This is a genomic window from Streptomyces sp. NPDC006235 (assembly GCF_040613735.1).
Classification (GTDB): domain Bacteria; phylum Actinomycetota; class Actinomycetes; order Streptomycetales; family Streptomycetaceae; genus Streptomyces.
The window spans coordinates 1-16439 of sequence record NZ_JBEXSR010000064.1; the positions used below are offsets into that span (position 1 = coordinate 1).

General features: G+C 71.9%; 12 protein-coding genes. 6 read left to right on the top strand and 6 right to left on the bottom strand.

The annotated features are described in order from the left end of the window. The first annotated feature begins 206 nt into the window (after positions 1-206). Both ABZ192_RS40245 and ABZ192_RS40250 read left to right on the top strand, forming a co-directional pair. Positions 207-938 (top strand): GNAT family N-acetyltransferase, encoded by a 732-nt coding sequence (locus tag ABZ192_RS40245; RefSeq protein ID WP_356929424.1) that lies wholly within the window; start codon positions 207-209, stop codon positions 936-938. Next, complete coding sequence (locus tag ABZ192_RS40250) at positions 935-1063, top strand: hypothetical protein (protein ID WP_356929425.1); 129 nt, start codon at positions 935-937, stop codon at positions 1061-1063. The genes ABZ192_RS40245 and ABZ192_RS40250 overlap by 4 nt, the downstream gene beginning before the upstream one ends. A 42-nt stretch (positions 1064-1105) precedes the next feature. Here ABZ192_RS40250 and ABZ192_RS40255 read toward each other — a convergent pair whose 3' ends face one another. Both ABZ192_RS40255 and ABZ192_RS40260 read right to left on the bottom strand, forming a co-directional pair. Continuing rightward, complete coding sequence (locus tag ABZ192_RS40255; RefSeq protein WP_356929426.1) at positions 1106-1312, bottom strand: hypothetical protein; 207 nt, start codon at positions 1310-1312, stop codon at positions 1106-1108. A 116-nt stretch (positions 1313-1428) separates the two neighbouring features. Then, positions 1429-2862 carry an MFS transporter gene (locus ABZ192_RS40260; RefSeq protein WP_356929427.1) on the bottom strand — a complete coding sequence of 478 codons (1434 nt, stop codon included), beginning with the start codon at positions 2860-2862 and terminating at the stop codon, positions 1429-1431. 101 nt (positions 2863-2963) lie between these two features. Here ABZ192_RS40260 and ABZ192_RS40265 point away from each other — a divergent pair, with 101 nt between their 5' ends. Next, positions 2964-3905, top strand: a complete 942-nt coding sequence (locus tag ABZ192_RS40265) for a helix-turn-helix domain-containing protein (protein ID WP_356929428.1) — start codon at positions 2964-2966, stop codon at positions 3903-3905. Here ABZ192_RS40265 and ABZ192_RS40270 read toward each other — a convergent pair. Next, entirely contained in the window at positions 3902-5353 is a 1452-nt protein-coding gene (locus tag ABZ192_RS40270) for an MFS transporter (RefSeq protein ID WP_356929429.1), read from the bottom strand. The genes ABZ192_RS40265 and ABZ192_RS40270 overlap by 4 nt on opposite strands. A gap of 78 nt (positions 5354-5431) precedes the next feature. Between ABZ192_RS40270 and dusB the strand changes: the two genes are divergently transcribed. Then, on the top strand, positions 5432-6565 hold the full coding sequence (gene dusB, locus ABZ192_RS40275; RefSeq protein ID WP_356929430.1) for a tRNA dihydrouridine synthase DusB: 1134 nt from the start codon (positions 5432-5434) through the stop codon (positions 6563-6565). Here dusB and ABZ192_RS40280 read toward each other — a convergent pair whose 3' ends face one another. The 3 genes from ABZ192_RS40280 to ABZ192_RS40290 all read right to left on the bottom strand — a co-directional run bounded on the left by ABZ192_RS40280 (position 6566) and on the right by ABZ192_RS40290 (position 11835). Continuing rightward, positions 6566-8368 carry a sulfatase-like hydrolase/transferase gene (locus ABZ192_RS40280; protein ID WP_356929431.1) on the bottom strand — a complete coding sequence of 601 codons (1803 nt, stop codon included), beginning with the start codon at positions 8366-8368 and terminating at the stop codon, positions 6566-6568. 165 nt (positions 8369-8533) lie between these two features. After that, positions 8534-10471 carry a glycogen debranching N-terminal domain-containing protein gene (locus tag ABZ192_RS40285; RefSeq protein ID WP_356929432.1) on the bottom strand — a complete coding sequence of 646 codons (1938 nt, stop codon included), beginning with the start codon at positions 10469-10471 and terminating at the stop codon, positions 8534-8536. After that, positions 10468-11835, bottom strand: coding sequence for a hypothetical protein (locus tag ABZ192_RS40290; protein ID WP_356929433.1), 1368 nt, complete (start codon positions 11833-11835; stop codon positions 10468-10470). The genes ABZ192_RS40285 and ABZ192_RS40290 overlap by 4 nt, the downstream gene beginning before the upstream one ends. A gap of 220 nt (positions 11836-12055) precedes the next feature. Here ABZ192_RS40290 and ABZ192_RS40295 point away from each other — a divergent pair, with 220 nt between their 5' ends. Then, positions 12056-13282, top strand: coding sequence for an ROK family protein (locus ABZ192_RS40295; protein ID WP_356929434.1), 1227 nt, complete (start codon positions 12056-12058; stop codon positions 13280-13282). Between the two features lie 459 nt (positions 13283-13741). After that, the gene (gene ppdK, locus ABZ192_RS40300; protein ID WP_356929435.1) at positions 13742-16435 is read left to right on the top strand and encodes a pyruvate, phosphate dikinase; all 2694 of its coding nucleotides are present in this window, start codon (positions 13742-13744) and stop codon (positions 16433-16435) included. Positions 16436-16439: the final 4 nt, after the last annotated feature.

A 16439-nucleotide genomic window follows, 5' to 3' on the forward strand; every position in this document is an offset into this window, starting at 1 on the left:
CACCCGCTACGACAAGCGCGCTCGTCACTACCAAGCCCTGGTCACCATCGCCTGTCTCAGGCTCTGGCTTCCCTGACATTGCGGACACGGCCTAGCGGGATCGCCGTATCGCCGTACCCACCGGGTGCGCCCCGGCAGGCCGAGGCACAGGATGGGAAGGGAGGCGTGGGTCGCCGCGCGGGGGCGCTGAGAAGGAGAGGGCGATCATGGATCTCGTACTGCGCCCGGGTACTGCGGACGATGCCGCGGAGTGCGGAAGGATCTGCTACGAGGCCTTCGCGGGCATCGCCGCGGAGCACGCGTTCCCACCCGACTTCCCGAGCCCCGACGTGGCTGTGGCGGTGATCGAGGGAGCCCTGACGCACCCGGGTTTCTACAGCGTCGTCGCCGAGCTCGACGGGCGGATCGTGGGCAGCAACTTCCTCGACGAACGCTCGGCCGTCGTCGGGGTCGGGCCCATCACCGTCGACCCCACCGTGCAGAACGCGGGCGTGGGGCGCCGCCTGATGCTGGACGTGATGCGGCGGGCCGACGAGCGCGGGGCGCCGGGGATCCGGCTGCTGCAGAGCGGCTACCACAACAGGTCCTTCTCGCTGTACGCCGACCTGGGCTTCGTCCACCGGGCCACGGTCGCCTGCGTCCAGGGCCCGCCGATCGGGCGTGCCCTGCCCGGCTACACCGTGCGGGAGGCGACGGACGCGGACCTCGGCGCCTGCAACGACGTGTGCCGGCAGGTCCACGGCGTCGACCGGGGCGGCGAAGTCGCCGACGGGCTCAAACAGGGCACCGCCCGGGTCGTCGAGCGCGCGGGACGCGTCACCGGATACGCCACCGACCTGGCCTTCTTCGCGCACGCCGTCGGCGAGACCACCCCGGACGTACAGGCCCTGATCGCGGCGGCCCCGCAGTTCGCCGCCCGGGCATCCTCGTCCCCGTGAGCGACAGTGTGCTGCTGAGGTGGTGCCTGTCCAACGGCCTCAAGGTCGTGCAGCTGATGAGCCTGATGACCATCGGCCTGTACAACCAGCCCGACGGGGCGTACCTGCCCTCGATCCTCTACTAGGGGATGTCCGTACGGATGTCCGTACAGGGCCCGTCCGGCCGTTCACGCCGCCGTCGGGTCCACCGTCGCCTGATGGGCCTCCGCCAGGTGCTCCTCGGCCTTGAGCCAGGGCAGGAACTGGGCGCCTCTGCGCCAACCGCAGGTGTCGCAGCTGATCGTGCGTTGCATGCCCGTGCGCCGCACCCGCACCACGTGTTCCCGGCCGTGCTGGTCCCAGCGGCTGACCTTGCTGGTGTCGCTCTGCGCCATGACGCCTCCCGCGTCCAGGAATCCGGCGGATCCGGTCCGCTCGCAGCAAGGAGTGTGCTGCAAGACCAACATCAACAGGGTTTTCCCGGACGCGAGTTATCAGGCCGTGAGATACCTCAAGCGACCGTGCGCGGCAGCCGGAGACTCAGCAGGCCGGTCAGCACCACACCGGCGAGCTGCACCAGCAGCGTCGTGACCAGGGCGTCCCGCATGCCCATCCCCGGAACCAGGGACAGGAACAGCGTGCCCAGGGTCGCCACCCCGAGTGCCAGCGCCGACTGCTGAGTGGTGATCATCACTCCGCTGCCGACACCGGCGCGGGCGGCCGGCACCTCGGAGAGGACGACCCGGTAGATGACGGGGAGTTGCAGCGCCTGTCCCGCGCCGGCGACCGCCGCCCCCGGGAGCAGCTCGACGAAGCCGACGTGCGGCCAGAAGCGCCAGGCGGCCAGCGCCATCAGCGCAAGGCCCAGCCCTTGGAGCGCGGCGCCCGCCGTCACCACCCGCGTGCCGTAGCGGGTGACCAGCCGCGGACCCAGCAGCGAGAACACGAAGAACACCACCGCCAGCGGCGCGAGTGCCAGCCCCGCGGCGACCGGGTCGAGTCCGGCGCCCTGCTGCAACGCCACCGCGATCACGAACATGAAGCCGCTGAAGCCGATGGAGAAGGGCAGCACCAGCAGCAGTCCGCGGCGCAGGGAGGTGAGCGCGAACAGGCTCGGCGGGACCAGCGGCGTACGGCCCTCCCGGTCGGCCCGCCGCTCCACGACGTAGAACGCCGCCGCGATGAACGGGAACGCCACCAGTGACAGCCAGGTCCACAGCGGCCAGCCCGCCGCCCGGCCCTCGGTGAGCGGGACGAGCAGCGTGAGGAGCGAGGCCGCCAGGAGGAGCGTGCCCGGGAGGTCGACCGGCTCGGGGCGCGGAGAGCGGGTCTCGGGGACCGCGCGGGCGGCCAGGACCAGCCCGGCGAGGACGACCGGCACGTTGACGAGGAACACCGACCGCCAGCCGGTTCCCGCGATGTCCGCGGCCACCAGGACCCCGCCGAGGATCTGCCCGGCCACCATGGACAGCCCGGCGGTCGCGCCGTACAGGCCCATGGCCTTCGCCCGCCGGGGACCGGTCGTCGTCGCCTGGATGGTGGCCAGCACCTGCGGCAGCATCGCGGCGGCCGACGCGCCCTGGGCCACCCGTGCCGCGACCAGCGACCAGGCGCCCGGCGCCAGCCCGCACGCCAGCGAGGTCAGCCCGAAGGCCGCCATGCCGACGAGGAACAGCCGCCGCCGGCCGAACAGATCACCGAGCCGGCCGCCGAGGACCAGCAGGACCGCGTACGACACCCCGTACCCGGCGACGACCAGTTCGAGGACCGACTCGCTCGCGGCGAGGTCGGCGCCGATGGTGGGCAGGGCGACGTTCACGATGAAGAAGTCGATGAGCGGGAGTGCCGCGGCCAGCAGCACCGTGAACAGTCCGAGCCCGCCGAGCACGGGAGCCGCGGCGGCGGGGGAGCGGACGGGACGTGAAGTGAGGGATTCCGTGGTCACGTCATCAGCCTGCGGCTGCGCCCAGACTGGTACCAGAGTGTCCTTATCCTGGTAGCGACACCACCTGGAAACAGGGTCCGGGCGGCGGCAGGCTGAAGGGCATGACGACCATGGCGCAGGAGACAGCGGCCCACCCGCCCGAGGCCCACGGTGACGCGGACGTCCGGCGGCACGAGCTGGCGGCGTTCCTGCGCAGCCGCCGGGAGCGGATCGCCCCCGAGCAGGTCGGCCTGCCCCGCGGCCGCCGGCGCCGGACGCCGGGGCTGCGCCGCGAGGAGGTCGCCCAGCTCTCCGCCGTGGGCGTGACCTGGTACACGTGGCTGGAGCAGGCGCGGGACATCCAGGTCTCCGTCCAGGTGCTCGACGCGCTGGCCCGTGCGCTGCTGCTCGACCCCAGCGAGCGCGCCCACCTCTTCCGGCTGGCCGGGGCCGCCGACCCGACACCGGCGACCACGTGCCCGTCGGTCACCCCGGCGATGCGGGCGGTGCTGGAGCAGGTCGAGCCGTTCCCGGCGTGCCTGCAGAACAGCAGGTACGACATCCTCGCCTACAACCGCACGTACGGGCTGCTGCTGTGCGACCTGGACGCGGTGCCGCCAGAGGACCGCAACTGCATGGTCCTGTCCTACACGCACGCCGAGTGGCAGTCGTCGATCGTGCACCTGGAGGAGACGCAGCGGCTGATGGCCGCGCGCTTCCGGGCCGCGATGGCCGGCCATCTCGCCGAGCCCGCCTGGACGATGCTCCTGAAGCGACTGCGCACGGAGTCCCCCGCCTTCCGCACGGCCTGGGACCGCCACGAGGTCGTCGCCCACCGCACCAAGCGCAAGGAGTTCCTCAACCGCCACGTCGGCCGCATCACCGTCGACCACACGGACTTCTGGCTGACACCGGGCACGGGCCCGCGGATCGTCACGTACGTCCCGGCGGACCAGGAGTCCCGGGACCGCCTGGAGCAGCTCCAAGCCATAGCGCTGAGCAGAGAAACCGGCCGTCAGGGGCGCGGGGAACTGCGCGACCAGGCGCGACTCACCCGCAGCTAGGCACGCTCCGCAGCTGCCACGACACCCCGCGCCTCCACCGCCTCCAGCCTCTCGGCCGTCCGCTCGGCGGTCCCCCGAGCCCACCGCCCACTGCTCACCGCCCCCAGCACCAGCACCGCGAACCCGCACACCGCGATGATCCACCAGCCCGGCCGCGCGGCCGGCACGAACATCGCGCGATACGTGGACGCGCCCACGCCGGAGGCGAGCACCGCGCCCACCACGGCGACGCCGAGCGTCTGGCCGAGCTGGCGGCTCGTGGAGGCGACGGCCGCGGCGACACCCGCCTGGGCGCGCGGCATGCCGGAGACAGCGGTATTGGTGATCGGCGCGTTGACGAAACCGAAGCCGATGCCGAACAGCACGTACCCCACGAAGAGGGTGGTGTTGGAAGTCTCCGCCTCGAACGCGGCGAAGAGGATGCCGCTGACCGTCATCGCGCAGCCCGCGATCAGCAGCGGCACCCGCGGGCCCCGGCTGCCGACCAGGCGGCCGGAGAGCGGGGCGCACAGGAACGTCGGGACGGCCATCGGCAGCATCCACAGGCCCGCCTCCAGGGCGTTGAGGCCGCGGACGTTCTGCAGGTACAGCGTGGACAGGAACAGGAAGCCGCCGAGTGCGGCGAACGCGCTGATCGCGATGACCGTGGCGCCGCTGAACGGAGCCGAACGGAAGAAGCGCAGGTCGATCAGCGGCTGCGCGCGGCGTGGTTCATACCACAGCAGGCCGCCCAGCGCGGCCAGGGCGACGACGGCCAACGGGGCGATCGAGGCGAACGGTGTGCTCGGCGCCTCGATGATCGCGTACGTGAGCGTGCCGAACAGGGCGATCACCAGGAGCTGCCCGACCGGGTCCGGGCGGCGGGCCTTGGGGGCTCGGGACTCGGGGACGAAGCGCAGGGTGAGCAGGAGGGCGGCGAGGCCGACGGGCAGGTTGATCCAGAAGATCGAGCGCCAGCCGACCGACTCGACCAGGAGGCCCCCGACCAGCGGGCCGGCGGCCATCGATATGCCGACGACCGCGCCCCACGCGCCGATCGCCCGGGCCCGCTCGCGCGGGTCGGTGAAGGTGTTGGTGATGATCGACATGGCGACCGGGTTCAGCATCGAGCCGCCCACCGCCTGCACCATCCGGAAGGCGACCAGCGCTTCGAGGTTCGGTGCGAGGAAGCACAGGACCGAGCCGAGGGTGAAGACCACCAGGCCCGCCATGAAGACGCGCTTGCGGCCGATCCGGTCGGCCGTGGAGCCGGCGAGCATCAGCAGCGAGGCCAGGACCAGGGTGTAGGCGTCGATCGTCCACTGGAGGCCGGACGTGCTCGCGTGCAGGTCCTGTTGCATCGACGGCAGGGCCACGTTCAGGACCGTGTTGTCCAGGCTCACGATCAGCAGGCTCATACAGCAGATCGCGAGGACCAGCATGCGGCGGCGGGGGCTGAGCTCGGGCATGGGCGCCATCGTACGCCGATTTCGATAGTGTGGCTAACTAATGAATTTTGCCAACTCATTGCACGGCACAATGGAGGAATGTCCACGCCCCTTCAGATCGGTCCGCACACCGTCCAGCCCCCCGTCGTCCTGGCCCCCATGGCCGGGATCACCAACGCGCCCTTCCGCACGCTGTGCAGGGAATTCAGTGGTGGCAAGGGCCTGTTCGTGAGCGAGATGATCACCACCAGGGCGCTGGTCGAGCGCAACGAGAAGACGATGCAGCTCATTCACTTCGACGCGAGTGAGCGCCCCCGGTCCATCCAGCTGTACGGCGTGGACCCGGCGACCGTCGGCAAGGCCGTCCGCATGATCGCGGAGGAGGACCTCGCCGACCACATCGACCTGAACTTCGGCTGCCCGGTGCCGAAGGTGACCCGCAAGGGCGGCGGCTCCGCGCTCCCCTACAAGCGGAACCTGCTGCGGGCCATCCTGCGCGAGGCCGTCAGCGGCGCCGGAGACCTGCCCGTGACGATGAAGATGCGCAAGGGCATCGACGACGACCACATCACCTTCCTCGACGCCGGCCGGATCGCCGTCGAGGAGGGCGTCACCGCCATCGCGCTGCACGGCCGCACCGCCGCCCAGCACTACGGCGGCACCGCCGACTGGGACGCCATCGCCCGGCTGAAGGAGCACGTGCCGGAGATCCCCGTGCTCGGCAACGGCGACATCTGGTCGGCCGAGGACGCCCTGCGGATGGTGCGCGAGACCGGCTGCGACGGTGTGGTAGTCGGGCGCGGGTGCCTGGGGCGGCCCTGGCTGTTCTCCGACCTGGTCGCGGCTTTCGAGGGGCGCTCCCAGGACATCGCACGCCCCACCCTGCGAGAGGTCGCCGACGTCATGGTCCGGCACGCCACCCTGCTCGGCGAGTGGATCGGGGACGAGTCCCGGGGCGTGATCGACTTCCGCAAGCACGTCGCCTGGTACCTGAAGGGCTTCGCGGTCGGCTCCGAGATGCGCAAGCGGCTCGCGATCACCTCGTCGCTCGAAGAGCTGCGGGCCGGTCTCGACGAGCTGGACCTCGACCAGCCCTGGCCGACCGGCGCCGACGGGCCGCGGGGCCGTACGTCCGGCAACAACCGGGTGGTGCTGCCGGACGGCTGGCTGAAGGACCCGTACGACTGCGCGGGCATCGGCGAGGACGCGGAACTCGACACCTCCGGCGGCTGATCAGCCCCCCGAGGCGTGCGGTGTGGAGCCGAACGCCGTGAGGAAGCGGTCGCGGAACGCGCTCATCTTCCAGACGGGGGCGTCCCGATCCGGCTTGAGGCCTTCCGTCCACTTCCAGCCGGCGACCTTGTCGAGGATCTTCGGGTCCTTCGCGACGATCGACACCGGCACGTCCCGGCTCGCGCGGTTGCCGCTGACCCGGGCGATGGGCTGGTGGTCGCCGAGGAAGACCAGGACGGTGTCGTCGGTGCCGTAGCGCTCCAGCCACTGGGTGAGGCTGGTGACCGAGTACTGGATGGACCTGCCGTACTCCTGCCGGGACTTGGTGGTGTCGGTGATGACGTCCGACGCCTTCTTGCCCGCCTTCTGGACGGCGTCGAAGACCGAGCCGTCGCCGAGCTCGTCCCAGCCGACCATCTCGGGAAGGGGCGCCCAGGGCTGGTGGCTGGAGGTCAGGATGACGAACGACATCAGCGGCTTGTCGCGCTTCTTTCCGTGCACCCGGCGCTGGAACGCCTCCAGCGCGTACTGGTCGGGCATCGTCGACCAGCTGAACTTCGGGCCCCGGTAGCCCAGGTCGAACGCGTCGTAGAGCTTGTCGAGGCCGTACCACTTCTCCTCCGGCCAGCCCTTCTGCACGCCCGGCATCACACCGACCGTGTCCCAGGCGCCGGTCTTCTGGAACGCCTTGGTGAGGGTGAGGTGGTCGCCCGCGGTGACCGTGCGGTAGCGGCGCTGGTTGTCGATCCACAGGCCGGACATGGTCGTGGAGTGGCCGAGCCAGCTGCTGCCGCCGTAGGTCGCCGAGGTCAGCCAGCCGCTGCGGGCCCGGAAACCGGCCTTCGCCAGGGCCTCGGTGCTCGTGTCGAGGGTCCGGTCGACGCCGGGTGCCATGACCGGGTCCTCGACGGCGCTGCGGCCGTAGCTCTCGATGAACGTGAAGATCACGTCCTTGCCGCGCAGGTCGGGCAGGAGCTGGCCGGGAGGGGTGTTGCCGAAGGTGTCCGCCTTCGCCTGCTTCACGAACGCCGCCTCGTCGCGTAGCGACTCCACCGTCCGCTGCGCGTGCACCCGCAGGGCCCCGGCCCCGCGCTCCGAGGCGATCGGACCGCCGAACAGCGTCAGGCCGAGCGCGGAGCAGGTGACCCAGGCGGTGCCGGCGAGCAGGGCGCCCTTGGTCGCCCGGGGCCGGTGGCGGGCCAGCACGTCGGCGAGCCGGATCGTCGCCGCGACCATGACGGCCGCGACGACCAGGACGAGGACGACCGCGCCGACGGCGGCGGCGGTCGCTACACCCCCGCCCAGCGTGTCCTCGACGTACGCCTGCGCGTCCGGCAGCAGGTCCCAGTCCAGCGCGGCGTTGAAGCCCCGGCCCAGGTACTCGTTGAACCCCATGTCGAGCAGGTTCACCGTGGTCAGCGCCGTGAGACCGAGCCCGTACAGCACCGCCGCCACCAGCCGGGGCCGGCGCGGCAGCACCAGCATCACGACGGCCCCGACGACCGCCTCCGCCGGGATCCGCGCGAAGCGGTCCGGCTCGACGGCAGGGAGGGTGTTGGGCAGGAGCAGGGCCCCGAGGACCAGGACGGCCGCGGCGGTGGTGGTGGTCAGGCGGAGGGCACGGGCGGCCCGGGGGTGACGGGTGCTCCAGGCGCGGAGGCGGGCGAGGCGGGATCCGGATCCGGGCCCGGGGGTCCCCACCTCCTCTGCGAGGGCCTCCTCCCTCTCGTCACGCTCCGTCTCGGCCTCGGCCCCTGGGATGCCCGGCTGCGGCGACCGGCTGAAGCGTGTGAAGACAGGCACCCGGAGGTCCTTCCCGTGCGGAACGCGGCGAGGTGGCGGACCCGCGTGGGGGGACGGGTCCGCCGCAGTTCCGTACGGGGCGCCCGGCTGGTGTGTTCAGCCCGCCGGGCCAGCGCTCGGCAAACTCCGGGCAAACGCCCGGCCAACCGGCCCGGAGAGGGCCTCTCAGGCGCCGCCGACCGCCGTGAGCAGGGCCAGCGGGGCCGACGCCGAGCGGGATTCACGGACGCACGCGTGCGGGTAGGGCACCGGCTCGGGGTGGGTGTCGCGGCCGTAGCCCGCGAGGACCTCCGGCAGCCGGTGGCCGGTCACGCTCGCCGCGTCGACCAGGCCGCGGGCGATCGCGCGGGCCTCGTCGTGCAGCCCGTAGCGGGCCAGGCCCAGTGCGATCAGCGCGTTGTCGTGCGGCCAGACCGAGCCGCGGTGGTAGGAGAGCGGGTGGTAGGCGGGCTGGCCGGCGGCCAGGGTGCGCACGCCCCAGCCGGAGAAGAAGTCCGGCTCCAGCAGACGCCGGCCGACCTGTTCGCCGTACTCCTTGTCCAGCAGGCCCGACCACAGCAGATGCCCGGCGTCGGAGGCGAGCGCGTCGACCTGCCGGCCCCGGCCGTCGAGCGCGAGCGCCGGGAAGGAGTGCTCCGGCATCCAGAAGTCCCGCTGGAAACGGTCACGCAGGTCACCGGCCGCCTGCTCCAGCAGGTCCGCGTACGTCGCGTCCTGCCACGCCGTGCGCGCGAGCCACGCCGTGCGGCGCAGCGCGTCGTACGCGTAGCCCTGGGCGCCCGCGGCCGTCACCGGGCCGTTGGGGCGGGTGCCCTCGGCGGTGCAGATGGCGCCGGGGGAGTCCTTCCAGTTCTGGTTGGCGAGGCCGCCCTGGTCGGCGCGGTAGACGAGGTAGCCGCGCGAGGTCAGGCCGCCGTGGTCGAGCATCCAGCCGACCGCCGCGCGGGCATGCGGCTCCAGACGGCGGGCCAGGCCCGTGTCGCCGGTCTGCTCGGTGTACGCCCCGAGCAGGACGAGGAACAGGGGCGTGGCGTCGACCGAGCCGTAGTAGCGGGCGTAGGGGACCTGGCCGAAGTGCGCCAGTTCACCGTGCCGCACCTCGTGCACGATCTTGCCGGGCTGGGCGACCTCGCTGACACCGGTGTCCGTGGCCTGGGTCGCCGCCAGCGCGGGCAGCGTGGCGGCGGCCAGCCGGGGCCGGTAGGGCAGGGCGAACAGCGAGGTCAGCAGGGCGTCGCGGCCCAGCAGGGTGAGGAACCAGGGCGCACCGGCGGCCGGGACGCGCAGCTCCTCGCCGTCCGGGCCCTTCGCCGGGACCTGGAGCGCGGCCAGGTCGGCGAGGCCCCGGGCGCAGGCCGCGGACAGCTCCGGCCAGCCGGCCGGCAGGGCCACGCCCTCCGTGAACCGGCCCTCCCGGGCGAGGAGTTGTTCCTTCAGGGCGGCGGGGGAGCGGGGCACGCGCAGGGCACGCTTGTCGCCGTGCGGGCGGGCCATGACCCGCAGGACCAGCTCGGCCGTGCCGTGCGGTTCGAGGTCCAGGGTCCACACCAGGCGGCGGGCGCCGGTGCCGGTCTCCTCCACGGCGTCCGGCTGGGGCTCGGCCGTCACGGTCGTGACGGAGCGCCACTCGCCGCGCCGGTAGCTGAACTCCACACCGTGCCCGAGGACCTGGCGGGAGCGGACGGCGCCGGCCTTCGTGTACGTGCGGTGGTCGGAGCGCAGCTCGAACTGGTCGGTGAAGTCGGCGTCGGCGGTGACCGCGAGGCGGACCGTCGTCGGCACCGGGCGGTTGCTGGTGACCCGTACCGCCTCCACGAACGAGGCGTCCCCGACGGCCTGTTCGCGGAAGAGCGTGTACGCGGGCGGCTCGTTGCGCCCGCCGCGCGGGACGAGGACGCAGCGCGCGGTGTCCCCGTCGGCCACCGGCGTCAGCGTGTCGGGCACGGCCCCGTCGACGGTGAGCTGCCACCGGCTCAGGTGCCGCGCGTCCCGTACGAACATTCCGTCCGGGGCGCTGCCGCCCCGGTAGCCGCTGATGTCGCCGCGGTCGCCGACTGCGGCGAACGTCCCGCCGTGCACGAGCAGATGATGCCGGTCCGTCATCCCCGGTCCCCTCCCTTGATCGCCGTGACGCCGTTCCTGTCCCCTGCGGGCCGGTCGTGCAGCAGGTCGAGCGTGAGTGCGGCGGTCCAGCCGAAGCCGGTGGCGCCGCAGGCCTGTGCGGTGTACGGGTCCACGTACTCCGCGAAGTCGGAGGCGCCCGCGGTGTGCAGGATCCCCTTGCGCAGGGCGTCGGCCCGGCCGCGCTCGCCGTGCAGCCGCAGCCCGCGCTCCAGCAGCCAGCTGGTGTTGAACCAGGCCGGGCCGCGCCAGTAGCGGTGCGGGTCGAAGGCCTCGCCGAGCAGGTCGTAGCTGGGCACCAGCCGGGTCGTGCCGCCGAGCCCGAAGTGCGGGCCGCACAGGGTGCGCACCAGGGTGGCCGTGAGGTCGCGCGGCAGGCTCGGCAGCAGCAGCGGGACCAGCCCGGAGACCCCGCGCTCGGAGATCAGCTCCCCGGCGCGCACGTCCCGGCACAGGAACATCCCCGCCGACGGCTCCCACAGCCGCTCCACCAGGGCGGCGGTGAGCCGCTCGGCGCGGTCCTGCCGGGCCGAGGCCGCCGCGCCCAGCTCGCGGGCGATCCGGGCCAGGGCGTACTCGGAGGCGATGAGCAGGGCGTTGAACGCCGGGTCCTCCACGGCGAAGTCGCCCGCCCGTCTCCCACCACCACCCTCAACCGAGGCCCTGCGGGCCGCCCCCCCGATTCCACCGTCCGCGTACCCGCGGTCCCGGTAGTCGGCGGCCAGCCGCACGTACCGCCCGTAGTCCAGATCCGTCGGCCGGTCCTCGGGGGAGCCGTGCGCGAGGTCGGCGCGGCGGAAGGAGCGGGCCGGGGCCGGAGTGACCCGGGAGAGCGGGCGGTCCCAGCAGGGGCTGTTGTCCATACCCTGTTCCCAGGGGTGCACGACGGACACCAGTCCGCCCCCGCCCAGGTCGCGCCGGTGCAACAGATAGCGGTGCCAGGCCGCGAGCCGCGGATACACCCGCGTGAGGAACCCGCGCGACCGGGACAGACCGGGGTCGGCGAGGTGCACCAGCCACGCGGCCAGCGCGTGGACCGGTGGCTGCACGATCCCGGAGGTCTGTACGGTGCGCGGGGCGCCCGCAGCGCGCCCGGCGGTCGAGGAGCGCCAGAAGTCGGGGCTCGGGAAGTACGCGTCGAGCGGGACGGAGGGGTTGAAGACGATGTGCGGGATCCGCCCGTCCGCCCACTGGGCCGCCAGCAGCGTCTCCAGCTCCGTCTGTGCCCGTAACGGCGACACGTGCCGCAGGCCGATGGCGATGAACGCCGAGTCCCAGGACCACTGGTGCGGATACAGGCCGCGCGAGGGCACCGTGGACGTGCCCGTCCAGCCGGCCTCCAGCACGGCGGCGGCCCTGACATGCAGGGGTGGCGCGGGGACGGACGGATCGTATGCAACGGTTCGTCCCGTGGGACGAAGGGCGCGTTGTGCGGTGCTGTCCACTCGGGGCTCTCCGGAAAGACGTCCGGCCGGCAGGTTCGGCTGCGGCTACCGTGGGGTTACGTCTATTTAACACGCAAAAGCCACTATGTAAGGCAAGGTTGAGAAACACAAGGGGGTGTGCATGACCGGACGGCCCGTCAGAACGGGACGAGGCGCCGGCCAGGGGAGCGCCGGCGAACTGCTCGAACTGGTGCGCAGTCGCCGTGCCGTGACCCGGGGCGCGCTCCAGCAGGCGACCGGTCTGTCCCGGGCCACGGTCGGGCAGCGGCTGGACCGGCTCTTCCGCGCCGGCTGGCTGCGCGAGGGCGCCGGGGGGCCGGTGGACTCGCCGCTGGGCGGGCGACCCTCCATCACCCTGGAGTTCGACGACGAGCACGCGGTGGTCCTGGCCGCCGACCTCGACACCCGGCACGCGCGGGCGGCCGTGCTGTCGCTGAGCGGCGAGATCCTGGCCGAGCACTCCGGCACCCTCGTCGTCGAGGACGGGCCGGACGCCGTGCTGGGCGAACTCGGCCGCTGGTTCGGCGAGCTGCTGGAGAAGACCGGCCGCGGGGCCGAGTCGGTGTGCGGGGTCGGGCTCGCCGTGCCCGGCCCGGTCGACACCGAGACCGGCCGCGTCGTCCAGCCGCCGATGATGCCCGGCTGGGACGGCTACGACATAAGGAGCCGGCTGTCCCGGGCGCTCACCGAGCACACGGACGCCGCCGAGGTGCCGGTGCTGGTGGACAACGACGCCAACCTCATGGCGTACGGCGAACAGCGCACCGGCTATCCCGATTGCTCCGCCTTCGTGCTGGTCAAGGTCTCCACCGGCATCGGCGCCGGCGTCGTGGTGGACGGCGCGGTGTTCCGGGGCATCGACGGGGGCGCCGGGGACATCGGGCACATCCGGGTGCCGGAGGGCGCCCAGACGCTGTGCCGGTGCGGCTCGTACGGCTGTCTGGCCGCCATCGCGAGCGGCGGCGCGGTGGCGCGGCGGCTGGCGGAGGCCGGGGTGCCGGCCGCCTCCGGCTCGGACGTGCGGGACCTGCTGGCCTCCGGCCATCCCGACGCGGTCGGCCTCGCCCGGGAGGCCGGGCGCCGGGTCGGAGACGTGCTGGCGACCGTGGTGACGCTGCTCAACCCCGGCGTGCTGATGGTCGCCGGAGATCTGGCCGGAACCCCGTTCCTCACAGGCGTGCGCGAACTGCTCTACCAGCGGGCGCTGCCCCGCTCCACCGCCCACCTGGACGTCGTGACGGCACGGCTCGGCGAGCGGTCCGGGCTGGTGGGAGCCGGGGCGATGGTCGTGGAGCACCTTTACGCCCCCGAGCGGGTCGAGGAGCGGCTGCGCGCGCTCGGGGTGTGACCGGGACATTTCGGCCCCGAGACGCGTCCGCATGGTGAAATCTCGTCGGCTGTGGCAGCGTGATTCTCGCCACCCTTGATAAGGGTTGCGCTCAGATGAGCGGATCTTGAGCGGCTGCACTTCTCCAAAGGGTGGCACTGAGTGCCACCCTTTGATCGTTCATCGAGCGAACTCAATCGTGTCGAACCTCGCTCGTTTGAGCGCTCAAAACGCGTCATGGAGGTTCGTGCGTTCAAGAAGTGAAAACATACGGCTGTGATCGCTTGCCGAGCCTTGACTTTCGATCCACTGGCGGACGAGTGGTTACAGGCGTATGACGCGCGAGTGGACGTACCCAGAAGCCTTTGATCTGGGTATGTTCCTCGCCGTCAGGGCAGCCACCGCGTCCTCGAGGAGTCGAGACCCGTGTCGGAAAACAAAGATCCCCACGTAGCTGAGCACGGTAAGAGTGTTGAGGGCGTGAAGTTCGTTTACGACTTCACCGAGGGCAACAAGGACCTCAAGGACCTCCTCGGTGGCAAAGGCGCGAACCTCGCCGAGATGACGAACCTGGGCCTTCCGGTCCCGCCCGGTTTCACGATCACCACCGAGGCGTGCAAGGTCTACCTGGAAAGCGGCGAGGAGCCGGCGGCACTGCGTGACGAGGTGAGTGCGCACCTCGACGCGCTGGAGCAGCGCATGGGCAAGAAGCTCGGCCAGGCCGACGACCCGCTGCTGGTGTCGGTGCGCTCGGGCGCCAAGTTCTCCATGCCCGGCATGATGGACACCGTCCTCAACATCGGCCTCTCCGACAAGTCGGTGCAGGGCCTGGCCAAGCAGGCCGGCGACGAGCGCTTCGCGTGGGACTCCTACCGCCGCCTCATCCAGATGTTCGGCAAGACCGTCCTCGGCGTCGACGGCGAGCTCTTCGAGGACGCGCTGGAGAAGGCCAAGGAGACCAAGAAGGTCACGGTCGACACCGAGCTGGAGGCGGCCGACCTCAAGAAGCTCGTCACCAAGTTCAAGAAGATCGTCAAGACCGAGGCCGGCCGCGACTTCCCGCAGGACCCGCGTGAGCAGATGGACCTCGCCATCCACGCGGTCTTCGACTCCTGGAACACCGACCGCGCCAAGCTCTACCGCCGCCAGGAGCGCATCCCGCACGACCTGGGCACCGCCGTCAACGTCTGCTCGATGGTCTTCGGCAACCTCGGCCCCGACTCCGGCACCGGCGTCGCCTTCACCCGCGACCCCGCCTCCGGCCACCAGGGCGTCTACGGCGACTACCTCCAGAACGCCCAGGGTGAGGACGTGGTCGCGGGCATCCGCAACACCGTGCCGCTCGCGGAGCTGGAGCAGATCGACAAGAAGTCGTACGACCAGCTGATGCAGATCATGGAGACGCTGGAGAATCACTACAAGGACCTCTGCGACATCGAGTTCACCATCGAGCGCGGTGTGCTGTGGATGCTCCAGACTCGGGTCGGCAAGCGCACCGCGGGCGCGGCCTTCCGCATCGCGACCCAGCTGGTGGACCAGGGCCTGATCGACGAGGCCGAGGCGCTCACTCGCGTCAACGGCGCCCAGCTCGCGCAGCTGATGTTCCCGCGCTTCGACGAGAGCGCGAAGATCGAGACGGTCGGCCGGGGCATCGCGGCCTCGCCGGGCGCGGCGGTCGGCAAGGCCGTCTTCGACTCCTACACGGCGGTCAAGTGGTCGCGCTCGGGCGAGAAGGTCATCCTCATCCGCCGCGAGACCAACCCCGACGACCTCGACGGCATGATCGCCGCCGAGGGCATCCTGACCTCGCGCGGCGGCAAGACCTCCCACGCGGCCGTCGTCGCGCGCGGCATGGGCAAGACCTGTGTCTGCGGCGCCGAGGAGCTGGAGGTCGACACCAAGCGCCGCCGGATGACCGTGCCGGGCGGGCACGTCGTCGAGGAGGGCGACGTCGTCTCCATCGACGGCTCGACGGGCAAGGTGTACCTCGGCGAGGTACCGGTCGTGCCGTCCCCGGTCGTGGAGTACTTCGAGGGCCGGATGCACGCCGGTGCCGAGGACGCCGACGAGCTCGTCGAGGCCGTCCACCGCATCATGGCGTTCGCCGACCGCAAGCGCCGGCTGCGCGTGCGGGCCAACGCCGACAACGCCGAGGACGCGCTGCGCGCCCGCCGCTTCGGCGCCCAGGGCATCGGCCTGTGCCGCACCGAGCACATGTTCCTCGGCGACCGGCGCGAGCTGGTGGAGCGGCTGATCCTGGCCGACACCCAGGCCGAGCGCGAGGAGTCCCTCAAGGAACTGCTGCCGCTCCAGAAGCAGGACTTCGTCCAGCTCTTCGAGTCGATGGACGGCCTCCCGGTCACCGTCCGCCTCCTGGACCCGCCGCTGCACGAGTTCCTCCCCGACATCACCGAGCTGTCGGTGCGCGTGGCCCTGGCGGAGTCCCGCCAGGAGCCGCACGAGAACGAACTCCGCCTCCTCCAGGCCGTGCACCGCCTGCACGAGCAGAACCCGATGCTCGGTCTGCGCGGCGTGCGCCTCGGCCTGGTCATCCCCGGCCTGTTCACCATGCAGGTCCGGGCGATCGCCGAGGCCGCCGCCGAGCGCAAGGCCGCCAAGGGTGACCCGCGCGCCGAGATCATGATCCCGCTCGTCGGCACGGTGCAGGAACTGGAGATCGTGCGCGAGGAGGCCGACCAGGTCATCGCCGAGGTCGAGGCGGCCTCGGGCACGCAGCTCAAGCTGTCCATCGGCACGATGATCGAGCTGCCGCGCGCCGCCCTGACCGCCGGTCAGATCGCCGAGGCCGCCGAGTTCTTCTCCTTCGGCACGAACGACCTCACCCAGACGGTGTGGGGCTTCTCCCGGGACGACGTGGAGGCCAGTTTCTTCACCGCGTACCTGGAGAAGGGCATCTTCGGCGTCTCCCCGTTCGAGACGATCGACAAGGACGGCGTCGGCTCCCTGGTGAAACTCGCCGCCCAGGCCGGCCGCGAGACCCGCCCCGACCTCAAGCTCGGCGTCTGCGGCGAGCACGGCGGCGACCCGGAGTCGGTCCACTTCTTCCACGAGGTGGGACTCGACTACGTCTCCTGCTCCCCGTTCCGCATCCCGGTCGCCCGCCTGGAAGCGGGCCGGGCGGCGGTCCAGTCGCAGGGCAGCGACCACCGGTAGACCG